This window comes from Archangium sp., from assembly GCF_036388035.1.
Taxonomy (GTDB): domain Bacteria; phylum Myxococcota; class Myxococcia; order Myxococcales; family Myxococcaceae; genus Archangium.
Genome location: NZ_DASVSO010000859.1, coordinates 1 through 4657, shown reverse-complemented (window position 1 = coordinate 4657; position 4657 = coordinate 1). Strand labels below are relative to the sequence as shown.

At 72.5% G+C, this 4657-nt stretch carries 3 protein-coding genes; all 3 read right to left on the bottom strand.

The window, feature by feature from the left end; all coding sequences use genetic code 11:
• Nucleotides 1–1550, bottom strand: a 1550-nt coding sequence (locus VF697_RS35450; protein WP_331102072.1) for a polyketide synthase, incomplete at its 3' end; no start/stop codon positions are given.
• On the bottom strand, nt 1547–2491 hold the full coding sequence (locus VF697_RS35445; protein WP_331102070.1) for a hypothetical protein: 945 nt from the start codon (nt 2489–2491) through the stop codon (nt 1547–1549). The genes VF697_RS35450 and VF697_RS35445, both read right to left, overlap by 4 nt.
• Nucleotides 2492–2494: 3 nt before the next feature.
• Nucleotides 2495–4657, bottom strand: a 2163-nt coding sequence (locus VF697_RS35440) for an acyltransferase domain-containing protein (protein WP_331102068.1), incomplete at its 5' end; no start/stop codon positions are given.

Genomic DNA, 4657 nt, shown 5'->3' with positions numbered 1-4657 from the left:
GGGATGACCTCGCCGGGATTCATGAGCGCCCCGATCATCTTGTGGGCGTTGAACCGGGAGGGCGGCAGGTCACCGATGGTGTCCGCCTTGGTGATGATGTTGCTCCAGAGCGCCCGGGCATCCTGCGCTCCAGGCGCGATGGCGCCCATGCCGACGATGGCGAACTTCTGGGGAGCCGAGCGGACGGGCCGGACGACGGGCTGGGCCTCGCGGGTGGGCGCGGCGCCGAGCAGCGCGTGGTAGGCGACGCCCGTCCATCCCAGCGAGCTGACGCCCACATAGCTGCGGGGCGGCAGCTTCATCGGGCGGGTGAGGCACTCCAGCGTGGTGTGGACCCCGTGCCGCGCCGTGGTGAGGCCGGCCACGGGCGCGCGCATGCCGCCGTGCAGCGAGAGCGCCGCGCGCATCACCGACACCAGTCCGCTGGCCGCCTGCTGGAAGCCCACCTGGGGGGCCGCGGTGGAGAACGTCAGGGGCTCGGCGCGCGCCGTGGCGTACGCCGTCTTGAGGCCCAGGTACTCCTGGTCCTCCAGGCCGGGAATGCCGCACGCCTGCAGCTCCACGTGCCGCACCTGCTCCGGGTCCACGCCCACCAGGTCCAGGCAGGCCCGGGCGGCGCGATCCACCATGCGCGACATTCGCGACAGGCCCTGCTTGGGGTTCATCTCCGAGGTGACGCCGTGCAGGACGGCGTAGATGCGGTGCCCGTCGGCGAGCGCGTCATCCAACCGGCACAGCACGAGGGCCACGGCGCCCTCTCCGGGCAGCGTGCCCGCGGCGCGCTCATCGAGCGCGAGCAGCTCCTGCTCGGCCAGCCAGCCGCGCGCGGCCAGCAGCCCGAAGGTGGAGGGGCTGAGCAGCGGGGACACCGCGCCCACCACCGCCACGTCACAGTGTCCCTCGCGCAGCGAGAGCGAGGCGAACTTCAGCGCCGCCAGCGAGGAGGCCGTCCCCGCGTCCACCGCCAGGTGCCCGCCGCGCGTGTCCAACATTCCGGAGAGGCGGCCAGCCACGGTGGTGGCCGTGGTGGGAACGGACTCGGCGGTGATGGGCGGGGCGTGCTCCGCCACGTACTTGTCCACGGCCTCCATCAGCCGGGCCCCGTCGGGCTGCTCCCGGAGGAGGGCGAAGAGGTGCTCGCGCAGCTCCGGCGTGCGCAGGCGCAGGGTCTGGTCCACCTGCATGTCCACGCCCAGGCCGGTGGCGCCCAGGTAGATGGCGCATCGGCCGCCCGGGCTCTTGTCGGGGCCGTAGCCCGCGTCCTGCGTCGCCTGGAGCAGCGACAGGTGGAGCAGCCGCTCCATGCGGTGCATCTTCTCCAGCTGGTTGGGCGGCAGGCGGAACTGCTTGAAGTCCTTGCTCTCCTCCGGGACGAAGCCGCCCATGAGCGGCCGGTCCAGGCCGAGCCCCGTCCCCCAGGCCTCCGGGGCCCGCGTCAGGGCGCGCATCCCCTCCAGGGACAGGTTCATGAAGCGCGACGGGGAGTCGGCGCCGGGCAGACGGCAACCGAGTCCAACGATGGCGAGGGGGATGTGCGTGAGAGAGGTCATCGCGGTGAGAGGCTCTTGACGAAGGACTGCCAGGCGAGTCGAGGCAGGGGGGGCGAGGCATCCTCGGTGGGAAGGGAGGCCATGCCGACGCCGCGCAGGTCGAGCACGGGGATGCCATCCTGACCGAGGACGAGGGCATCGAAGGTGGCCAGGCCGACGCTGGCGCCACACAGCCGGGCGTCACACGTCAGCCGCTCATCACGGCGGGGCATGCGGTACCAGGTGGCCTCGGAGATGGCCATCTCGCGCGAGCCCTCGCCCGAGAAGGAGTACCAGAGCCACTTCACCAGGTGCAGCGCGCCCTCGAGCGCGGCGGGCGCCACCTGGATGCGGCTGGCGGGCAGCGCCTTCGTCAGCGCGCGCGGCTGGATGATGCCGCCCTGGAGCCGGCCCAGCTCGCCCAGCTTCGCCCAGGAGATGACCTGGAGCGACTCGGGGACGCGCTCGCCCTGGCCTCCCACCGAGGCGTAGAGCTGCTTGCCGTTCTGGAGGCTCTCCACCCGGGGCGCCAGCTCCTGCTGCTGCTGGGGCCAGGGCGCGGGCCGGTAGAGCTGGGCGAACTGGAGGGTGGCGCGGCAGACGGGGATGGGCTCCTCGGGGCTCTCCTCCGGCCCGCCGACCCCCACCGGCTCCATGGACAGGAAGACCGACACCATGCCGTCCGTCTCCCGGCGGGCGCGACCCACCAGCCGCGCGGCCATCGCGGGCTCCGAGGCGCGCAGGAACCAGCGCACGTCCCGCATGCCCACCAGCACGCGATCCGGGTACACCAGCGCGCCCAGCTCGGCCAGGAACTCCAGCTCCAGCGAGGCGGACAGCGGGCGCATCTCCGTGTCGAGCTCCGAGGGGAGGCGCACGTCGCGCTTGGCGACGGCGCTCTCGCCTCGGAAGACCTCGGACACGTCTTCCAGCAGCGGGTATTGGGAGGTGTCGGATTGCACGGCCTAGCGATCCTTCACGACGTGCTGGACGAGCTCGCCCAGCGTGCGGACCTTGCCCGTGTCGGGCGCGGCGGTTCCGAGCTGCGAGGACAGGGCCTCGCCCAGCCTGCGCAGCTCCTCGGGCTTCACCCCGTTGTGCTTCAGGTCCATGGCGAGGAGCGCCTCGCGCACGGAGCGCGGGCCTCCCTGACCGGAGCGGCCCTTGGGCTCGACCTGGGAGGGGGCGACGGAGGTGGCGGCCGCGTGCACCGCGGCGGCGGCGCGCTCGGTGGCGCTCGCGGACTGGGCCCGCTCGACGATGTGCTCGACGACCTTGCGCAGGGTGTTGAAGTCGCGCAGCGAGCGGTTCGGGTCCCTCGGGACGCCGAAGTAGTCGCGGGTGCGCGCGAAGATGTCCACCTGCTTGACGGTGTCGATGCCGAGGTCGGCCTCGAGGTCGAGGTCCATCTCCAGCATGTCCTCGGGGTAGCCCGTCTTCTCCACCACGTTGCGCAGCAGGACAGCGCGGACCTGCTCGGAGAGGTCCTCCCGCTGCTCGGCGGAGACGGCGGCCGGCGACACGATGGTCTGCGCGGCGACGGGAGCCACGCTCGGGCGGGCCACGGCGGGAGCGGGAGCGGGCGTGGGCGCGGGGACGGGAGGCGGAAGGGGACGGGCCGCGGCGGGCGCGGGCGCGCCCACCTTGGTCACGGCGGGCGCGGCGGCCAGCTGGGTGGAGGCGCCGCCACCGGTGGCGAGCACGCGCTCGACGATGTGCTCGACGACCTTGCGCAGGGTGTTGAAGTCGCGCAGCGAGCGGTTGGGGTCCCTCGGGACGCCGAAGTGCTCGCGGGTGCGCGCGAAGATGTCCACCTGCTTGACGGTGTCGATGCCGAGGTCGGCCTCGAGGTCGAGGTCCATCTCCAGCATGTCCTCGGGGTAGCCCGTCTTGGACACCACGTTGTCCAGGAGGACGACGCGGACCTCCTCCTCCAGCGCCTCGGGGTCCTGCTCTTCGGAGACGGGCGGCGGGGCCGCGGCCACGGAAGGCGCGGCGACGGGGGCCTGCTTCGGCGCCTCGGCCTTCACGGCGGGCTTCACCGCGGGCGCGGACTTCGGCGCGGGCTCTCCGGCGCGCAGCCGCTCCACGAGCGCGATGATGGCCTCGAAGCTGCTCAGGTCCTCGGGGCGAGCCACCGAGGCATCCACGCCGAACTCCTCACCCAGGGCGAGGGCCACCTTCAGGGCGGAAGCGGGCTCGAGGAGACCCTCGAGCGGGAGCTGAAGCAGCGTCGCCTCGACGTCGGCGGGAGTCGCGGTACCAGCCGCGTCCGCCGAGAGCTGTCCGACGCCGTTCACGAATGCATGACCCACCAGGCGCTTGAACTGTTCCATGTCTCCTACCTTGGGATGAATCGACGCGATGGCCCCGTGGGTCCTACCCTTCAGGGACTCGCGTGTGAACTGGGTGAGGGACCACTTGGGTCCCGCTTCGATGAAGATGCGAGCCCCGCTCGCGTGGGCGACCTCGAGCGCCTGCCGCAACCGCACGGGCTCGACGAACTGGCTGGCCAGGAAGGCCGGGTACTCGCTCGGGGAGCGCTCCCCGTAGGGGGCCGCGTCGATGGTGGAGATGAGGCACACCGACGGCTTGCGGAAGTGGAGCTGGTCCAGCACGTGCTGGTAGGCGGGACGCGCCGGTCCGATGAGCTCCGAGTGGTAGCCGTGCGAGACGGCGAGCACGGTGCACTCGATGCCCCGGGCGGTGCAGCGCTCCACCAGGAGGGGCAGGGCGTGGCGGTCCGCGGACACGATGCAGGCGCTCGGCCCGTTGTCCGCCGCCAGCGTCGCGTAGCCGGGCAGGCCCGCGAGCAGCTCCGGCACCCGCTCGGAGGAGCAGGTGAGCGCGGCCATCTGGCCCGGATCCTCGGTGGGCATCTCCAGCACGGCCACCGTGCGCGAGTGGATGGCGTGCAGGCCCTCCGCCAGCGACACGCTGCCCGCGGCCACCAGCGCCGCCAGCTCACCGGCGCTCTGGCCGACGAGGAAGTCCGCGCGGATGCCATGGGCCCGCAGGAGCCGGTAGAGCGCCACGTTGACGAGGAAGACGGCCGCGTGGATGTCCTCGTCGTTCTGCCGGTAGTCCTTGGGGTTGTCCGTGTAGAAGCTGCTCGTCAGCGTGCGCCC